Origin of the sequence: Lactobacillus sp. 23-2 (genome assembly GCF_044902225.1) — a bacterium.
GTDB lineage: Bacteria > Bacillota > Bacilli > Lactobacillales > Lactobacillaceae > Lactobacillus > Lactobacillus absianus.
The window spans coordinates 187731-204670 of sequence record NZ_JAOQBX010000001.1 but is presented as its reverse complement, the minus strand read 5'-3'; the positions used below and the strand labels follow the sequence as shown (position 1 = coordinate 204670).

The window sequence follows — 16940 nt, the reverse complement described above, 5'->3', positions numbered from 1 at the left end:
TTTTAATTAAAAACGAATGATCATAAGAAAACTTGCACGGATAGTTCATCTTTCCCTTTTAAAAAGGTGCGTTTTCTGTTATCCTAAAGAAAAGCAGACAGGAGGAATTATCGTGACTAGTAGAATCAGTGTTGTCATGGGCTCCAAATCAGACTGGGGCTATATGCAGGAAGCTTGCAAGCTGCTCGACCAGTTCGGGGTTGACTACGACAAGCAGGTCATTTCAGCGCACAGAATGCCAAACGAAATGTTCGCCTTTGCCCAGAAGGCGGCCGAAAATGGCACGAAGGTAATCATTGCCGGTGCCGGCGGGGCGGCCCACCTGCCAGGCATGATTGCCGCCAATACGCCATTGCCAGTAATCGGCTGCCCAGCCAAGACCAGTGCTCTGGGCGGGATGGACTCCCTGCTGTCAATCGTGCAAATGCCGGCTGGCATCCCCGTGGCAACGACCGCTATCGGTCCTGCTGGTGCTAAGAACGCGGCGCTTTTGGCCATGCAGATCTTAGGCCTTGAAGACAAAGAACTCCAGCAGAAGATCGTGGACTACCGCAAGGAAATGCACGACCAAGCCAAAGAAAGCAGTGCAGAACTTGTCTATTAAGATCAAGCAAGGACAGACCATCGGCATTATTGGCGGCGGACAATTAGGGCAGATGCTGACTTTTGACGCCAAGGCAACCGGGATGAAGGTTATCATCCTGGACCCAACCCCGGACTGTCCAGCCGCGCAAGCCGCTGACGATCAGATCGTTGCTGAATACAGCGACATCGATGCTATCCACGAATTGGCCAGACGCAGCGACGTCTTGACCTATGAATTTGAGAACGTGGACCTGAAGGCCCTTGAAAGCGTCAAGGACCAGGTCTACATTCCACAGGGAACCAACCTGCTTTACGTCACCAAGCACCGGATCCGCGAGAAGACCTTCATTCAAAGCGCGGGTTGCCGGGTGACCGACTTCTTGCCAGTCAAGAACCGGGAGGAATTGACCGCTGCCGTTGAGCAGCTGGGCCTGCCGGCCGTGCTCAAGACCTGTGAAGGCGGCTATGACGGCAAGGGACAAGTCTTCTTGAGAAAGGAGGCTGACCTGGACCAGACCGCGGGCGTTTTGTCTACTGGCGACTGCATCCTGGAAAAGCTGGTCGACTTTAAGACGGAAGCTTCCGTCATGGTTGGCCGAAACAGCGACGGGGAAGTCACGGTCTTCCCGGTCAGCGAGAACATCAACCAAGGCGACATCCTGCATGAAAGCATCGTTCCGGCCCGCCTGCCGGAAGCCGTGCAGGAGCAGGCCCAGAAAGACGCGGTCAAGATTGCCAAGGCCATCAAGCTGGTTGGGATTCTGGGCGTTGAGATGTTCATTACCAAGGACGACCAGGTCCTGATCAATGAACTGGCTCCCCGGCCACACAACTCTGGCCACTACTCAATTGAAGCCTGCAACTTCAGCCAGTTTGCCGTCCACAATCGGGCAATCTGCAACTGGCCGCTGCCAAAGATCAAGCTCTTGTCCCCAGTAGTGATGGTCAACGTTTTGGGCCAGCACGTCGACGGGGTGCACAAGCTGATTCCTGAAAAGCCCCAATGGTCCTTCCACGACTATGGCAAGGCGGAAGTCCGCTATGGCCGCAAGATGGGCCACATCACCATCCTGACTGACGACATCGACCAGACTCTGCGTGAGATCAAGGACACCAAAGTCTGGGATGCCTAAGCGGATTTATGTTTGAAAATACTGTTATTGAATTGATTGCAAAAGGTGAAGAATAGATGATTGATCGTTACACCAGACCTGAAATGGGTGCCATCTGGACTGAAGAAAAGAAGTACGAATGCTGGCTGGCAGTTGAAATTGCTGCCGACGAAGCTTGGTCAAAGCTGGGCCACATTCCAGCCGAAGACGTGGAAAAGATCAAGAAGAACGCTAAGTTCTCCGTTGACCGCATCCACGAGATCGAATCAGTAACCCACCACGACGTGATTGCCTTCACGCGGACGGTTTCTGAGTCTTTGGGGGATGAAAAGAAGTGGGTTCACTACGGCTTGACTTCAACTGACGTCGTTGACACGGCGCAAGGCTACCAATTGAAGCAAGCCAACGACATCCTCCGCCAGGACATCCAGGACTTTATCGACATCCTGGCCAAGCGGGCCCTTGAATTCAAGGACACGGTCTGCATGGGCCGCACCCACGGGATCCACGCTGAGCCAACTACCTTTGGCCTGAAGTTCGCCCGCTGGTACTCAGAAATGAAGCGCAACCAAGAACGCTTTGAACATGCTGCCCGCGGCGTTGAAGCCGGCAAGATCTCCGGGGCCGTTGGGACCTTCGCGGAAGTTGACCCGGAAGTCGAAGCCTATGTCTGCAAGAAGCTCGGCCTGCACGCCCAGGAAATCTCAACCCAGGTGCTGCCGCGCGACCTGCACGCTGAATACGTGGCTGCCATGGCTTTGATCGCCACTTCCATTGAAAACATCGCGACCGAAATCCGTTCCCTGCAAAGAACTGAAATCCACGAGGTCGAAGAGCACTTCGCCAAGGGGCAAAAGGGTTCATCAGCCATGCCGCACAAGCGCAACCCGATCGGTTCTGAAAACATCTGCGGGATGGCCCGCGTCCTGCGCGGCCACATGGTTACTGCCTATGAAGACGTGGCCTTGTGGCATGAACGCGACATTTCCCACTCAAGCGCGGAAAGAATCATCCTGCCAGACACCACGATCGGCCTTGACTACATGCTTCACCGGATGGGCAAGATTCTGAAGAACCTTGACGTCTTCCCGGAAACCATGAAGAAGAACATGGACAAGACCCTGGGCTTGATCTACTCTGGCCGCGTCCTGCTCAAGCTGGTTGAATCCGGCATGTCCAGAGAAGCAGCCTACGACTTGATCCAGCCATACACCGCTAAGTGCTGGGCTGAACAAATTCCATTCCGGCCGCTCTTGGAAGCCGACCCAACCATTCAAAAGCAATTGACCAAGGCGGACCTTGACGATGCCTTTGACTACCACTGGCACCTGCGCCACGTGGACGACATCTTCAAGCGCGTTGGTTTGGAATAAAGAAAAACTTGTCTAACTAAAAGGAGCATCTCAATTTGGAGGTGCTCCTTTTATGTTCGCTTTTTATTGCTTGTCTTTCTTAATAATTAATGCTTGTCCGGATATCTTATAAACAAAGCGACTAATTTTTACAAAATAACTAAAAATCGTTCGCTTTAGTGTTGACCTGGACAAATTAAATTGTTATTCTAGACCCAAGAAGAAATTACGAATAGTAGTTCCTGTTAGTTTGTTATAGTTCGTATTTAGTAATTGCTTATCGGAGGCTAAAAATGGCAGAATTGCTTTACAGTGGTAAGACTAAGGACATGTGGTCAACTGATGACCCGAACGTGCTGCGGGCAGTGTTCAAGGACGACACGACCGCCCTTGACGGGCTCAAGCACGATGTCTTCAAGAACAAGGGTGAGCTTGACGCGGAAATCTCCACTCTGGTTTTTGAATACCTGATGAAGCACGGCGTGAAGACCCACTTCATCAAGCGTCTTTCCAAAAACGAACAATTGGTCAAGAAGGTCAAGATGATCGACCTGGAAGTCGTAACCCGCAACGTGGCCGCTGGCTCCTTCTGCAAGCGCTACGGCATCAAGGAAGAGGGCAAGAAGCTGGACACTCCGGTTGAAGAGCTCTTCATGAAGAGCGATGAGCTCCACGACCCATTGATGAACGAATCAGACGCGATCGCCTTCCACTTGATCACTCACGAAGAACACGAACAAGTGTGGGAACTCAGCCGCCAGGTCAACAAGCTGCTGACCAAGCTCTTCGCTGACGCCGGCATGGAACTGGTTGACTTCAAGGTTGAATTCGGGACCCTGCCTAACGGGGAAGTCGTTCTGGCTGACGAATTCTCACCTGACAACTGCCGCCTGTGGGACCTTAAGACCAAGGACCATATGGACAAGGACGTTTACCGCCGGCAAATCGGCAACCTGGTTGATGTATACGAAAGAGTTTTGGCCCGCTTGCAAGACGCATTGGCCAAGGAGGATTAATTAACATGACTACTGTAAGAATCTACGTTACCTACAAGCAATCCGTTTTTGACCCGCAAGGGGAAGCAATTACCAACTCAATTCACTCCTTAGGCCACGATGAAGTTCAATCAGTCAAGGTCGGCAAGTTCTTTGACGTAGTGATCGACCCAAGCAAGAAGGCAGTTGAAGAATCCGTTAAGGAAATCTCAGAAGAGCTGCTGGTCAACTTCAACATGGAAACTTACACCTACAAGGTTCTGGAGGAAAAATAATGAAGTTTGCAGTCATTCAATTCCCCGGCTCAAACTGTGACATCGACCTCTACGAGGCTCTGCACACGGTTTGCGGCGCCGACGTCGAATACGTTCCTTCAAAGGAAAGCAGCCTGGACGGCTTTGATGCCGTAATGCTGCCAGGCGGCTTCTCCTACGGGGACTATCTGAGAGCAGGCGCGATTGCCCGCTTTACCAACATCATGCCCGCCATCGTCAAGATGGCCAACGAAGGCAAGCCAGTCTTTGGGACCTGCAACGGCTTCCAAATCCTGACTGAAGCCGGCCTTTTGCCAGGCGCCTTGAAGAGAAACGACTCTTTGAAGTTCATCTGCAAGACCGTTGAACTGGAAGTAGTCAACAACGACACGATCTTTACTTCCGAATACCAGCAGGGCGAAAAGATCAACCTGCCAATCGCCCACGCTGATGGCTCCTTCTACGCTGATGAAGCAACTTTGAAGGAACTGGAAGACAACCACCAGGTCGTTTTCCGCTACTCCAAGGAAAACCCTAACGGCTCCTTGCACGACATCGCCGGGATCACCAACAAGCGCGGCAACGTCTTGGGGATGATGCCTCACCCTGAAAGAGCCGTTGAAGCACTTTTGGGCAATACTGATGGTTTGCGTTTGTTTAAGTCAATTTTGGATCATGCGGAGGTAAAAGCATAATGGCTCAGGAAATGACTCCCGAAGAAATCAAAGAAAAGAAACCTTACCTTGATTGGAGCTTGTCGGAAGAAGAATACAACTACATTTCTGAAAAGCTGCTGCACCGCCTGCCGAACTACACTGAAACCGGCTTGTTCTCAGCAATGTGGAGCGAGCACTGCTCCTACAAGAAGTCCAAGCCAGTCCTGCGCCTTTTCCCAACCAAGGGCAAGCGCATCCTGCAAGGACCTGGTGAAGGGGCCGGGGTCGTTGACATTGGCGACGGCCAAGCCGTGGTCTTTAAGGCTGAAAGCCACAACCACCCAACTGCCGTTGAGCCTTATGAAGGGGCAGCGACTGGCGTTGGCGGGATTCTCCGCGACGTCTTCTCAATGGGTGCCCGTCCGGTAGCTACCCTTGACTCCCTGCACTTTGGTGAACTGAACGATGCCCACACCCGCTGGCTTTTGAACGAGACGGTTGCTGGGATCGGCGGCTACGGCAACTGCATGGGGATCCCAACCGTCGGCGGTGAATTGACCTTCGACGACATCTACAAGGGCAACCCGGTTATGAACGCCATGAGCGTCGGCCTTTTGGACGTCAAGGACATGCAGAAGGGGATTGCTGCCGGCTTGGGCAACGCCGTGATGTATGTCGGCGCCAAGACTGGCCGTGACGGGATTCACGGGGCTACCTTTGCTTCTCATTCCTTTGACTCAGAACACGAAAGCCAAAGATCAGCCGTGCAAGTCGGCGACCCGTTCATGGAAAAGCTGCTGCTTGAAGCCTGCCTGGAATTGACCCAAAAGCACGCTGACTGGCTGGTCGGCATCCAGGACATGGGGGCAGCCGGGATCGTTTCCTCAAGCGCGGAAATGGCCAACGAAGGCCAGTCCGGCATGGAGCTGAACCTGGACTTGGTACCGCAGCGTGAGCCAGGGATGTCAGCCTACGAAATCATGCTGAGCGAATCTCAGGAAAGAATGCTGCTCTGCGTCAAGAAGGGGCATGAAGAAGACGTCAAGAAGATCTTTGACTTCTACGACCTTGACGCCGTAGTCATCGGCCGCGTGACTGAAGGCCACAATTACGTACTGCGTCACCACGGCGAAGTCGTCTGCGACATTCCGGTTTCCAGCCTGACTGAAGACGTTTTGGAAGAACCAAGCGAAGAAAGCAAGCCAGCCCACATGATCGAAGCTGAAAATGCTGAAAACTGGCAACCGGAAATCAAGAACCTGGCTGCAGCCTACAAGCAGATGATGGGCCAAAGCACTGTCGCTTCCAAGCAGATGTTCACCCAAACCTACGACTCCATGGTTAGAACCTGCACGGTCGTAGGGCCTGGTGAAGACAGCGGCGTCTTGCGCGTGCGCGGCACCCACAAGGGGATTGCCATGACGACTGACGGCAATGGCCGCTTCATCTACCTTGATCCAGAAATCGGCGGCAAGCGGGCCGTCGTTGAAGCAGCGGACAACATCATCGCTTCAGGGGCTGAACCGCTGGCGATCACTGACTGCTTGAACTACGGGAACCCTAACGAGCCAGAAGTCTTCTGGGAACTCCACCACTCAGTCATGGGGATTGCCAAGGCTTGTGAAGTCTTGGAAACGCCAGTCGTTTCCGGCAACGTTTCCCTGTACAACGAAACTGACGAAAAGTCCATCTACCCAACGCCAATGATCGGGATGGTCGGCCTGGTCAAGAACATTGACCGCGTCGTGCGCGACTCCTTCCAAGAAGCCGGCGACAGCATCTACTTGGTTGGGCAGACCGGGGACGACTACGCTGGCTCGGAATTGCAAAAGATGCTGACTGGCGAAATCTCCGGCACTTTGAATGATTTGGACCTGGACCACATCCACGCTTACCAGCAAAAGCTTCTGGCGGAAATGGAAGCTGGCCGCGTAGCCAGCGCCCACGACCTCAGTGAAGGCGGCTTGGCCGCAACTTTGGCTGAAAGCTCATTTGGCCATGACATCGGGGCCGAAATCAAGAGCGACTTGACCAGCGCTGAATTCTTCAGCGAAACTCCAGGCCGCCTGCTCGTCAGCGTGCGTCCAGCAGACGAAGCCGAATTTGCCAAGGCTTTGGGCAAAGACGCGGTCAAGATTGGTACGACCGGCGGCAGCACGCTGAAGGTTCAATTAGCAGATCAGACTGCTGAATTGGCAGTTGCTGAACTGAAAGATATTTGGGGAGGGGCAGTTCCATGCCTTATGAAATCAAAGGATTAAACGAGGAATGTGGCGTATTTGGCGTCTATAACGTGCCTGACGCGGCCAACGTAACCTACTTTGGCCTGCATGCCTTGCAGCACCGCGGTCAGCAGGGCGCCGGCATCGTTTCCAGCGATGGCAGCAAGCTGCGCCAGTTCCGTGACCGGGGGCTTCTGTCAGAAGTCTTTTCAAACCCAGCCGATTTGGAATTCTTGCAAGGGAACATGGCCATCGGCCACGTGCGCTATGGTACCGCTGGCTCAGACTCATTTGCCAACGTGCAGCCATTCCTGTTCCACTTCCAAGATGGCGAAATCGCGCTTTGCCACAACGGCAACTTGACCAATGCCAAGACCTTGAAGAAGCGCTTGGAGGACTCAGGCTCAGTCTTCCAGTCAAGCTCTGACACGGAAATTCTAATCCACCTGATCAGACGCAAGGTCCGCATGCCGTTCATTGAAGCCTTGAAGGCCAGCCTGAACGAAGTCAAGGGGGGCTTTGCCTTCCTTTTGATGACTAAGGACACCCTTTACGCGGCCTTGGACCCGAACGGCTTCCGGCCATTGGTCTTAGGCCAAATGGACAACGGGGCATACGTGGTAGCCAGTGAATCATGTGCCCTGGACGCGGTTCATGCCAAGCTGATCCGTGACGTGCAGCCAGGCGAGCTTTTGATCATCAATAAGAATGGCCTGAAGATCGACCGCTACACGACCGAAACCCAGCTGGCCGTCTGCTCCATGGAATACATCTATTTTGCCCGGCCTGACTCAATCATGCACGGGGTCAACATCCACACCGCCCGCAAGCGGATGGGGATGCTGCTGGCTAAAGAGCAGCCAGCGCCAAAGGATGCCGACATGGTCATCGGGGTGCCAAACTCCTCACTGTCAGCCGCGACTGGCTATGCGGAAGCTGCTGGCCTGCCATACGAAATGGGCTTGATCAAGTCCCAGTACATCGCCAGAACCTTCATTCAGCCAACTCAAGCTCTGCGTGAGCGCGGGGTCAAGATGAAGCTGGCTGCCGTCCGCGGGGTGGTTGCCGGCAAGAACGTGGTAGTCGTTGACGACTCAATCGTCCGCGGGACCACCTCTCGGCAGATCGTGCAGATGCTGAAGGAAGCCGGGGCCAAGTCCGTGCACATGCGGATTGCCTCACCGCCTTTCAAGTACCCGCACTTCTATGGGATCGACATCTCACAGCGTCAGGACCTGATGGCGGCCAAGTACAGCGTTGAAGACATGCGGCGGATCATAGGCGCCGAAAGCTTGGGCTTCTTGTCCATTCCAAGCCTGATCAAGGCCATCAATATCCCTGATGCGGGCGACGCGCCAAATGGCGGCTTGACCGTGGCCTACTTCGACGGCAAGTACCCGACTCCTTTATATGACTACGAAGATCAAATCAAGGCTCCGTTGCACGTCGTGCCAGTTGAAGAAGTCTTGAAGAAGCAAAGACAAAGCAAAGGTGAATAATCGTGAATCGTTACAAAGATGCTGGCGTTGACGTCAACGCGGGTTATGAATTGGTGCGCCGGATCAAGGGCGCGGTTGCTTCGACCAAGCGGCCTGGCTATGTCGGGAATATTGGTGGCTTTGGCGGCCTCTTTGACCTGGATTCATTGGGCTACCAGCACCCAGTTCTGGTTTCCGGGACTGATGGGGTCGGTACCAAGCTGATGATCGCGCAAAAGATGGGCAAGAACGATACGGTCGGGATCGACGTCGTCGCCATGTGCGTCAACGACGTCCTGGCCCAAGGGGCAGAACCGCTTTTCTTCCTGGACTACATTGCTTGTGGCCACAACGACCCAGCCCTCTTGGCTGAAGTCGTTTCCGGCGTGGCGGAAGGCTGCCGGCAGGCAGGCTGCAGCCTGATCGGCGGGGAAACCGCGGAAATGCCTGACATGTATGCCGCTGATGAGTACGACCTGGCCGGCTTTACGGTCGGCGTGGCGGAAAAAGACCGCCTGCTCAGCCAGTCGACTCCGCAAGCCGGCGACGTCCTGCTGGGATTGGCTTCAACTGGCGTTCACTCCAACGGTTTCTCCTTGGTGCGCAAGATCCTCTTTAAGGACCACGCGGTCAAATTGACCGACCAGCCAGCCGCCCTTAACGGCAAGACCGTTGGCGAAGCCTTGCTGGCCCCAACCAGAATCTACATCAAGTCCGTTCTGCCAGCCATTAAGCAGGGGCTGGTACACGGCGTGGCCCACATTACCGGGGGCGGCTTGATTGAAAACGTCCCGCGGATGTTTACTGACGACCTGCAGGCAGAAATTCATGCAGGCACTTGGGAGGTCCCAGACGTCTTCAAGTATCTGCAAGAAATTGGCGGCCTGTCTCTGGAAGACTGCTGGCAAACCTTCAACATGGGCCTGGGCATGATCCTGGCCGTGCCAGCTGAGCAAAAGGAAGCAGCCAAGCAGGCCCTGGCCGCCAAGGGCGAAAAGGTCTTTGAAGTTGGCCAGCTGCAAAAGCGGGCTGAAGGTTCTGAAAAAGTAGTTATCAAATAGGTAAGAAAAGAACAATGAGAGTAGCGATTTTTGCATCAGGCAACGGTACCAATTATGAAGCCCTGGCCGAACGCTTTCAGTCTGGCGACCTGCCAGGCGAGCTGGCCTTGCTCTTCTGCGACCATCCAGACGCTCCCGTGATCAAGCGGGCTGAGAAGTTCAACACTCCAGTCGTGACCTTTACGGTCAAGTCTTGTGGCGGCAAGCAGGCATATGAGGAGAAGATCCTCCAGGTGCTTCATGAATACCGGATCGATTTTATTGCCATGGCCGGCTACATGCGGGTCATCGGGCCAACGATTTTGAATGATTATGAAGGGCGCATCGTCAACCTGCACCCAGCCATGCTGCCGGACTATCCAGGTCTGCACGCGATCGAACGGTCCTTTGCAGATCGCTCTGAGCGTTCAGGCGTAACCGTGCACTATATTGATGCTGGCCTGGACGATGGTCCGGTCATCGCGCAAAAGCACGTGCCAATCAAGGATGACGACACTGAAGAAACCTTTGAGGCGCGGCTGCATGCTTGTGAGCACGAGCTCTATCCAGCTGCCCTCAAGGATGTATTGACTAAGTTTGAAGCAGAAATAAAGGAGTCCAATAAACAAATGAAGCGTGCATTGGTAAGCGTATCAGATAAGAGCAACTTGGTACCCTTTGTCAAGGGGCTGGAAGAAAACGGCTTTGAAATCGTCTCAACCGGCGGCACCAAGAAGGTTCTTGACGAAGCTGGCGTAAAGACGATTTCCGTTGAAGACGTTACTGGCTTCCCGGAAATTCTTGACGGTCGCGTCAAGACCCTGAACCCTTACATCCACGGTGGCCTCCTGGCCCGCCGCGAGTTGCCAAGCCACGTGGAAACCTTGAAGAAGCACCACATTACGCCAATCGACCTGGTCTGCGTCAACCTGTACCCATTCAAGCAGACGATTGAAAAGCCGGACGTAACCCTGGCTGACGCCATCGAAAACATTGACATCGGCGGCCCGAGCATGGTCCGCTCAGCTGCCAAGAACTACCGCGACGTCACCATCGTGACCGACAAGGCTGACTACGACAAGGTGCTGGAAGAAATCAAGGAAAATGGCGCAACCACTCTGGAAACCAGAGCTGAGCTGGCAGCCAAGGCCTTCCGTCTGACGGCTTCATACGACGCCTTGATTTCCCAATACCTGTCAAAGCAAGTCGGCGTGGAAGCACCTGAAAAGCTGACTTTGACCTACGACCTGAAGGAAACCATGCGCTATGGGGAAAACGGTCACCAAAAGGCTTGGCTCTACGAAGACGCCCTGCCAAAGAGCTACTCAATCCTGGAAGCTGAGCAGCTGAACGGGAAGAAATTGTCCTACAACAACATCAAGGACGCTGATGAAGCCCTGCGCTGCATCCGCGAATTTGCCGACAAGCCAACCGTTGTAGCCATGAAGCACATGAACCCATGCGGCATTGGCCAAGGGGACACTTTGGAAGAAGCTTGGGACAGAGCCTACGAGGCTGACTCAGTCTCTATCTTCGGCGGCGTCATTGCCTTGAACCGGAAGGTTGACCTGGCAACGGCCAAGAAGATGCACAAGATCTTCCTGGAAATCATCATTGCGCCAGACTACGATGAAGACGCTCTGGAAGCCTTGAAGACCAAGAAGAAGAACATGCGGATCCTGAAGTTGGACTTCTCCAAGAAGGATGAGCCAACCCGCCACGAAACCGTTTCAGTCATGGGCGGTCTCTTGATGCAGGACCAAGACGTTCTGGCCGAAGATGCCAGCGACTGGGAATGCGTAACTGCCGTCAAGCCAACCGAAGACCAGCTCAAGTCTTTGATGTTTGCCTGGAAAGCAGTCAAGCACGCCAAGTCAAACGCGATCGTCGTTGCCAACGACGAACGGACCCTGGGCGTTGGTGAAGGACAGCCAAACCGGATCGACTCTGAAAAGATTGCCATCGACCACGCTGGCGATGCCCTTGACGAGCGGGCAGTCATTGCTTCTGACGCCTTCTTCCCATTCAGCGACTGCGTTGAATACGCTGGCAAGCATGGCATCAAGGCTATCGTGCAGCCTGGTGGCTCTGTGCGCGACCAAGAATCAATCGACATGGCCAACAAGTACGGCATTGCCATGGTCTTCACTGGCGTGCGTCACTTTAGACACTAAAAGGCAAGCATCATGAAAGATAATTTAAACATTTTAGTCGTTGGGTCAGGCGGCCGCGAATTCGCGGTGGCCCGGGCCTTGAAGAAGAGTCCGCACGTTGCCAAAGTCTACGTGGCACCTGGCAATAGCGGCTTGGCAAGCATCGGCGTAGAGGCCGTGGACATTCCTGAAGACGACTTCAAGGGCTTGAAGGACTTTGCGATTGCCCACCAGGTGGCTTGGACCTTTGTCGGCCCAGAAGATGCCCTGGTGGCCGGCATTGTCGACTATTTCCAGGCCTTTGGCTTGAAGATCTTCGGGCCAAACGCGCGGGCCGCGCAATTGGAAGGGTCCAAGGACTATGCCCTGAAGTTCATGGAAAGGTACGACGTGCCGCACCCACGCTATGAAAGCTACGAAGACGCCGACAGCGCCATCGCGGCTTTGAGCGACTTTGGCCTGCCGGTCGTCCTCAAGGAAGACGGCCTGGCCGGCGGCAAGGGGGTCGTAATCGCGGAAGACGAGTCAACGGCCAAGGAAACCCTGCGCTGGATGTTCGACAACGGGCAAAAGCGGGTCGTTCTGGAAGAATTCTTGACCGGTCCGGAATACTCAGTCTTCGCCGTCATGCAAAATGGCGAATATCGTCTGCTGCCAGTCGCCCAAGACCACAAGCGGGCCTATGACGGCGACAAGGGACCAAATACTGGCGGCATGGGCTCTTACAGCCCAGTCCCGCAATTGACGGCTGAGCAAAGAGCAGCCATCATTGATGAACTGGTCAAGCCGGCCGCCAAAGGCTTGGAAAAGGGCGGCTACAACTACCATGGGGTCTTGTACCTGGGCTTGATGATGACTGAGAAGGGGCCAAAGATGATCGAATACAACGTTCGTCTGGGCGACCCTGAAACTGAAGTCGTTTTGCCCCGCCTGGCCACTGACTTTGCCGAATTGATCGATGCCAACGTCAACGATGAGGAAATGCCAGAGGTCAAGGAAAATGACCTGGCCATCCTGGGCGTCATTCTGGCCGCCAAGGGCTACCCAAAGAACCCGGTCAAGGGCCAGGCGCTGGGAACCTTGCCGGCTGAAGACGGGATTGCCATCGACTATGCCAACGTCAAGGGCCCTCTGACTGACCTGAAGGGCAATGGCGGCCGGATCTTGATGGTCCGTGCTGAAGCTGCCAGCTTGGACGCTGCCCAAAAGCACGTCTACGACTACCTGGCCAAGCTTGATGAGCCAGAATGCTTCTACCGCCGCGACATTGGCGCTAGAGCAACTGGCAAGACCTATTAAGCCATCTTTATCTATTTTTTCATCGATAATCAAGACAATTACCAACTTTATCAACTAACAGACACACTCCAAATCAATTAATATCGACACTTATGAGAGGACCGCGCAGGCGGTTCTCTTATTTTTTACTTATTATCATCTGTTGATTATGAGAATCGTCCGGTATTTTTTAATTTTTTGAAGATAAAATTAGCTAAAGCAACATTTAAGTTAGACTCTGGTCGAAGCACATAAAGCGAGTACAAGCAAAAGGTTGATTAAAAACAAAAATGAGAGAAAAATAATAAAAACCGTTGACAATCCCCCGGAGATTACATAGAATATAAACAACTTAAGATTAAAAGGAGCTGAGAAAATCATGGAAAAGCAAATGTGTCAACAAAGGAATAATGCAATGATGTTCTCAGCGAATGTCATAGCTCGCTTGCAAATTATTGGCTAGAGCCCGGAGTCGCCCGAGCTCTTCTTTAGCAAGTCTGTGAGTGAGCTCAAGAGGGAATTTGATGAGTCTTCACTCAAGGCTGAGTGAAGACTTTTTAATTTTAAACTAAGACAATCAGAAAAATTATCATGTTGTACTGAGAGGGGAATCTACCATGAATTTTAAGAAAATGTTTGGATTAACTGCTGCTACGATGATGTCAGCTGCCGCACTGACTGGCTGTGCCACTGCCAAGACCGCTTCTAACGGCGGGAACAAGACCAGCGACAACAAGTTCCGCATCGGCCTTAACCTGGAACTTTCCGGTGCTGCCGGCAGCTACGGCCAGCAAGAAAAGAAGGGTGCCACTTTAGCAGCCGACGAAATCAACAAGAAGGGTGGCGTGAAGATCGGCGGCAAGACTTATAAGATCAAGCTTTACGTTTCCGACAACAAGTCATCCACTTCAACTGCCGCATCTGTTGCCGCGCAAATGGTCAACTCCAACAAGGTCGTGGCACAAGTTGGTCCAGCCGCCACTGCCTACGCAACGGCTTCAATCGCCAACTTAACCAAGGCCGGCGTGCCAATGGTTGGTCCTTCAGCTACTGCAGCTGCCTTTACCCAAACCAAGTCTGGCCAAACGCAAAAGTATGCCTTCCGTGCCTGCTTCATCGACCCGTACCAAGGGAAGAAGGCTGCCGAATTCATGTACAACAAGCTTAAGAAGCGCAAGGTTGCGATCGTTGCCGACAACTCAACTGACTACGGTACTGGCTTAACCAAGTCCTTCTCAGCTGAATTCAAGAAGCTTGGCGGCAAGGTTGTAACTACCCAATACTTCCAAGCTGGTGACAAGGACTTCAACTCAACTCTGACCACGGTTAAGAACAAGAAGCCTGACGCAATCTACCTGCCAGGCTACTACACTGAAATCGGTCTGGTTGTCAAGCAAGCCCGCGAAATGGGGATCAGCGTGCCAATGGTTGGTGCCGACGGTATGGGCTCACCAAAGCTGGCCCAAATCGCTGGCAAGAAGAACGCCTCAAACATCTACTACACGACTCACTTCTCAACCAAGTCTAAGGAACCACAAGTCGTGAAGTTTATGAAGGCTTACAAGGCTAAGTACGGCGAAGAACCAGCAACCTTTACTTCACTGGCATACGACTCAGTCAACATGGTCGTTGAAGCAGCCAAGAAGGAAGGCGAAGTTTCCTCAAGCGCTGTCCAAAAGGGTCTGGCATCTCTGAAGAACTTCAAGGGCGTTACCGGGAACATCACCATGGACTCCAAGCACAACCCACAAAAGTCCGTTGTTGTTGAAGAAATGGAAAAGGGTGCCGTAACCAAGGCCTACACTGTTAAGTAATTGCTTATTGACAAATTTATGACTGATTTTTAACTGATTTCGGTTTACTGTTGTAATTGTTTTCGAAAATTGACGATTGGATAAAAAGCTCTAGAAGCATAGCGCAGACAATTCAAGGAGGTTTTGAATTTTGCAAACTTTTCTCCAGCAATTAATCAATGGTCTCTCGCTCGGCAGCATTTATGCCTTGCTGGCGCTGGGATACATGATTGTGTATGGCATTTCCAAGCTGCTGAACTTTGCCCACGGCGACGTGTACATGCTCGGCGCTTACTGGGGCTACTACACGATCAACTACCTGCACTTCGGTTTCTTCACCGCCTTGATTACTGCTATGATTGCCTGCGGCTTGGCCGGGGTGATTATTGAGGCGGTAGCCTACCGGCCATTAAGAAACGCGCCCCGCGTCGCGGCCCTGATCACGGCCATTGGGGTTTCCTTCTTCCTGGAAAACGGGATGTCCTACCTCTGCTCATCAGACACGCGCAACTTCCCGCAGGTAATCAAGCGCAAGGCCTTTGACTTGGGCGGGGTGACCATTTCCAACATTCAGCTGATCATTCTGGTGACGACCATCATCTTGATGTTCGGCTTGATGTGGATCATCAACTACACTAAAGTCGGCCGGGCCATGCGGTCAGTCTCAACTGACTACGACGCGGCCAGCCTGATGGGGATCAACATCAATCACGCGGTTTCGATCACTTTTGCCCTCGGCTCAGCCTTGGCTGGGGCCGCCGGCGTCTTGATCGGGCTCTACTACAACTCAATTGACCCCCTGATGGGGATGACGCCAGGCATCAAGGCCTTCGTTGCCGCCGTCCTCGGCGGGATCGGGTCCATCCCTGGGGCTGCCGTTGGTGGCTTCTTGATTGGGCTTTTGGAAACCGGGGTTACGGCTCTGGGCTTCTCAGCCTTCAGAGACGCCGCGGTCTACCTGGTCTTGATTGTGATTCTGTTGGTTCTGCCAGGCGGTCTGTTTGGCAAGAAGCAAGTTGAAAAGGTTTAGAAGGGGTGAGTCAGATGAAGAAGAATTGGAAATACAATCTTTGCTGGCTGCTCGTGATGGTCGCGGGCTTCTACCTGATCAACTCTTTGATGCTGGCGGGCGTGATCAATACTTTTATTGAAAACATGCTCGTCACCATCGGGATCAACATTATTTTGGCGGTCGGCTTGAACCTGGTTATCGGCTTTTCAGGGCAATTCTCCCTGGGCCACGCGGGCTTTATGGCCCTGGGTGCCTACTCAACTGGGATCTTGACCCAGACGATGAGCACCGCTGGCGGCTTCTACCTGTCTATCGTGGTCGGCGTCGTCATTTCAATCATCGTTGCTTTGATCGTCGGGATTCCAACCTTGCGTCTGCACGGCGACTACTTCGCCATCGCGACGATGGGCGCGGCTGAAATCATCAGAATCGTGATCAACAACCTGAAGATTACCAACGGCGCGGCTGGTCTGTTTAACATTCCGCAGTTCGCGACCTGGGACGTGGTCTACATCTTCGTCTGCTTGACGACGATCGTGACCGTCAACTTCATCCACAGCCGCGACGGGCGGGCAGTCATCTCCATTCGTGAAAACGAAATTGCCGCTGAAGCCATGGGGGTCAACACCACTAAGTGGAAGCTGGGGGCCTTTGTCTTGGGTGCCGCTACGGCAGCCATCGCCGGCTCACTTTACGCTTCATACCTGCAGACCATCGTGCCATCCAGCTTCGGGATCATGGAATCAATTACGATTCTGATCTACGCCGTGCTTGGTGGTCTGGGCAGCATCACTGGCACTTTCGTGGCTACGATCCTGCTGGGCGTCCTTGACACGGCTCTGCAAAGCTTGGGCGTTCTGCGGATGGTCTTCTACGCTATCGCCTTGATCGCGATCATGATCTTCAAGCCAGGCGGTCTATTCGGCAAGTGGGAATTCTCATTCAAGCGCCTGTTCACCAGAAAGCAGGACGGCGATATGGCCGAAGTGCAAAAAGAAGAAGACAAGTAA

14 protein-coding genes and 1 pseudogene are annotated in these 16940 nt (G+C 53.3%); all 15 read left to right on the top strand.

Annotated features, from left to right (window positions below):
• Positions 1 to 136 precede the first annotated feature (136 nt).
• Positions 137 to 604 carry a 5-(carboxyamino)imidazole ribonucleotide mutase gene (gene purE, locus OCH80_RS00905; RefSeq protein WP_154547797.1) on the top strand — a complete coding sequence of 156 codons (468 nt, stop codon included), beginning with the start codon at positions 137 to 139 and terminating at the stop codon, positions 602 to 604.
• Positions 594 to 1718: a 5-(carboxyamino)imidazole ribonucleotide synthase gene (gene purK, locus OCH80_RS00900; protein WP_404537150.1), complete on the top strand. Its 1125-nt coding sequence runs from the start codon at positions 594 to 596 to the stop codon at positions 1716 to 1718. The genes purE and purK overlap by 11 nt, the downstream gene beginning before the upstream one ends.
• Before the next feature lie 56 nt (positions 1719 to 1774).
• Positions 1775 to 3070 carry an adenylosuccinate lyase gene (purB, locus tag OCH80_RS00895; protein WP_154547732.1) on the top strand — a complete coding sequence of 432 codons (1296 nt, stop codon included), beginning with the start codon at positions 1775 to 1777 and terminating at the stop codon, positions 3068 to 3070.
• Positions 3071 to 3342: 272 nt separating this feature from the next.
• Positions 3343 to 4065: a phosphoribosylaminoimidazolesuccinocarboxamide synthase gene (gene purC / locus OCH80_RS00890; protein ID WP_154547734.1), complete on the top strand. Its 723-nt coding sequence runs from the start codon at positions 3343 to 3345 to the stop codon at positions 4063 to 4065.
• 5 nt (positions 4066 to 4070) lie between these two features.
• The gene (gene purS, locus OCH80_RS00885) at positions 4071 to 4319 is read left to right on the top strand and encodes a phosphoribosylformylglycinamidine synthase subunit PurS (protein ID WP_154547736.1); all 249 of its coding nucleotides are present in this window, start codon (positions 4071 to 4073) and stop codon (positions 4317 to 4319) included.
• Positions 4319 to 4993: a phosphoribosylformylglycinamidine synthase subunit PurQ gene (purQ, locus tag OCH80_RS00880; RefSeq protein WP_404537149.1), complete on the top strand. Its 675-nt coding sequence runs from the start codon at positions 4319 to 4321 to the stop codon at positions 4991 to 4993. The genes purS and purQ overlap by 1 nt, the downstream gene beginning before the upstream one ends.
• A complete protein-coding gene (purL, locus tag OCH80_RS00875) occupies positions 4993 to 7215 on the top strand; it encodes a phosphoribosylformylglycinamidine synthase subunit PurL (protein WP_404537148.1) in 2223 nt (740 codons plus the stop codon). Before purQ ends, purL begins: the two co-directional genes overlap by 1 nt.
• Entirely contained in the window at positions 7191 to 8675 is a 1485-nt protein-coding gene (gene purF, locus OCH80_RS00870; protein WP_404537146.1) for an amidophosphoribosyltransferase, read from the top strand. The genes purL and purF overlap by 25 nt, the downstream gene beginning before the upstream one ends.
• Positions 8676 to 8677: 2 nt before the next feature.
• On the top strand, positions 8678 to 9715 hold the full coding sequence (gene purM, locus OCH80_RS00865; protein WP_302187808.1) for a phosphoribosylformylglycinamidine cyclo-ligase: 1038 nt from the start codon (positions 8678 to 8680) through the stop codon (positions 9713 to 9715).
• A gap of 14 nt (positions 9716 to 9729) precedes the next feature.
• Positions 9730 to 10278, top strand: a pseudogene (purN, locus tag OCH80_RS00860) (phosphoribosylglycinamide formyltransferase); the annotation flags it as partial.
• A 45-nt stretch (positions 10279 to 10323) separates the two neighbouring features.
• Complete coding sequence (gene purH, locus OCH80_RS00855) at positions 10324 to 11868, top strand: bifunctional phosphoribosylaminoimidazolecarboxamide formyltransferase/IMP cyclohydrolase (protein ID WP_404537172.1); 1545 nt, start codon at positions 10324 to 10326, stop codon at positions 11866 to 11868.
• A 12-nt stretch (positions 11869 to 11880) separates the two neighbouring features.
• Complete coding sequence (gene purD / locus OCH80_RS00850; protein WP_404537144.1) at positions 11881 to 13146, top strand: phosphoribosylamine--glycine ligase; 1266 nt, start codon at positions 11881 to 11883, stop codon at positions 13144 to 13146.
• 596 nt (positions 13147 to 13742) lie between these two features.
• Positions 13743 to 14939: an ABC transporter substrate-binding protein gene (locus tag OCH80_RS00845; protein WP_404537142.1), complete on the top strand. Its 1197-nt coding sequence runs from the start codon at positions 13743 to 13745 to the stop codon at positions 14937 to 14939.
• Between the two features lie 130 nt (positions 14940 to 15069).
• Positions 15070 to 15948, top strand: a complete 879-nt coding sequence (locus OCH80_RS00840) for a branched-chain amino acid ABC transporter permease (protein WP_154547750.1) — start codon at positions 15070 to 15072, stop codon at positions 15946 to 15948.
• A gap of 14 nt (positions 15949 to 15962) precedes the next feature.
• A complete protein-coding gene (locus OCH80_RS00835) occupies positions 15963 to 16940 on the top strand; it encodes a branched-chain amino acid ABC transporter permease (protein WP_302187805.1) in 978 nt (325 codons plus the stop codon).

Excerpts from the sequence above, each read along its gene's own strand:
- purB (WP_154547732.1), top strand. The coding sequence starts at position 1,775 with ATGATTGATCGTTACACCAGACCTGAAATGGGTGCCATCTGGACTGAA.
- purS (WP_154547736.1), top strand. The coding sequence starts at position 4,071 with ATGACTACTGTAAGAATCTACGTTACCTACAAGCAATCCGTTTTTGAC.
- purQ (WP_404537149.1), top strand. The coding sequence starts at position 4,319 with ATGAAGTTTGCAGTCATTCAATTCCCCGGCTCAAACTGTGACATCGAC.
- OCH80_RS00835 (WP_302187805.1), top strand. The coding sequence starts at position 15,963 with ATGAAGAAGAATTGGAAATACAATCTTTGCTGGCTGCTCGTGATGGTC.
- purF (WP_404537146.1), top strand. The coding sequence starts at position 7,191 with ATGCCTTATGAAATCAAAGGATTAAACGAGGAATGTGGCGTATTTGGC.
- purC (WP_154547734.1), top strand. The coding sequence starts at position 3,343 with ATGGCAGAATTGCTTTACAGTGGTAAGACTAAGGACATGTGGTCAACT.
- purD (WP_404537144.1), top strand. The coding sequence starts at position 11,881 with ATGAAAGATAATTTAAACATTTTAGTCGTTGGGTCAGGCGGCCGCGAA.
- OCH80_RS00845 (WP_404537142.1), top strand. The coding sequence starts at position 13,743 with ATGAATTTTAAGAAAATGTTTGGATTAACTGCTGCTACGATGATGTCA.
- purL (WP_404537148.1), top strand. The coding sequence starts at position 4,993 with ATGGCTCAGGAAATGACTCCCGAAGAAATCAAAGAAAAGAAACCTTAC.
- purE (WP_154547797.1), top strand. The coding sequence starts at position 137 with ATGGGCTCCAAATCAGACTGGGGCTATATGCAGGAAGCTTGCAAGCTG.
- purH (WP_404537172.1), top strand. The coding sequence starts at position 10,324 with ATGAAGCGTGCATTGGTAAGCGTATCAGATAAGAGCAACTTGGTACCC.